This is a genomic window from Pseudomonas sp. 05N434 (assembly GCF_056396965.1).
Map to the genome: position 1 here is coordinate 1 of NZ_JBFTMK010000896.1, position 1,168 is coordinate 1,168.

A 1,168-nucleotide genomic window follows, 5' to 3' on the forward strand; every position below is an offset into this window, starting at 1 on the left:
GGCATGGCCGAGTCCCACGTCCACGACGTACAGATCACCAAAGAAGCGCCAAACTACCGCGTAGGTTGAGGCTTCAAGCAAATCGTTAAGCAACCGGGGCTGTTCTATTCAGCCCCGAGTTGTTTCTGAATCACGACTGTTTCTGAATTACTTAGACGAGACTGAATCATGGCCCTCGACATTCACGCTCACCGCATCCTGATCCTCGACTTCGGTTCCCAGTACACCCAACTGATCGCCCGCCGCGTGCGTGAAATCGGTGTTTACTGCGAACTGCATCCGTTCGACATGGACGAGGAAGCCATTCGCGAATTCGCTCCAAAAGGTGTGATCCTCGCCGGCGGCCCCGAGTCCGTGCACGAAGCCGACAGCCCTCGCTGCCCGCAAGCGGTGTTTGACCTGGGCGTGCCAGTCTTCGGTATCTGCTATGGCATGCAGACCATGGCCGAGCAACTGGGCGGCAAGGTTGAAGGTTCCGACCTGCGTGAGTTCGGTTACGCCCGTGTCGACGTGGTCGGCAAGAGCCGCCTGCTCGACGGCATCGAAGACCATATCGACGCCGATGGCCTGTTCGGCCTCGACGTATGGATGAGCCACGGTGACAAGGTCACCAAGATGCCGGAAGACTTCCACATCCTGGCCAGCACCCCGAGCTGCCCGATTGCCGGCATGTTCAACGATGACCGTGCCTACTACGGCGTGCAGTTCCACCCGGAAGTGACCCACACCAAGCAGGGCGGTCGCATCCTGTCGCGCTTCATCCTCGACATCTGTGGCTGTGAAGCCCTGTGGACGCCGTCGAAGATTGCCGAAGACGCCATCGCCCAAGTCCGTGCCCAGGTTGGCACCGACAACGTACTGCTCGGCCTGTCCGGCGGCGTGGACTCCTCGGTGGTTGCCGCGCTGCTGCACAAGGCCATTGGCGATCAGCTGACCTGCGTGTTCGTCGACAACGGCCTGCTGCGTCTGCACGAAGGCGAGCAAGTGATGGCCATGTTCGCCGAGAACATGGGCGTCAAAGTGATCCGCGCCAACGCCGAGGACCAGTTCCTCAACAACTTGGCTGGCGAGTCCGATCCAGAGAAGAAGCGCAAGATCATCGGCCGTACCTTCATCGACGTGTTCGATGCCGAATCCTGCAAGCTGGACAACATCAAGTACCTGGCCC

2 protein-coding genes are annotated in these 1,168 nt (G+C 59.8%); both read left to right on the forward strand.

Going from position 1 to position 1,168, the window contains the following annotated elements:
- Positions 1-69, forward strand: a 69-nt coding sequence (locus AC1DLB_RS30515) for a hypothetical protein (RefSeq protein ID WP_440590740.1), incomplete at its 5' end; no start/stop codon positions are given.
- Between the two features lie 99 nt (positions 70-168).
- On the forward strand, positions 169-1,168 hold a 1,000-nt coding region (guaA, locus tag AC1DLB_RS30520), incomplete at its 3' end, for a glutamine-hydrolyzing GMP synthase (protein WP_477786345.1).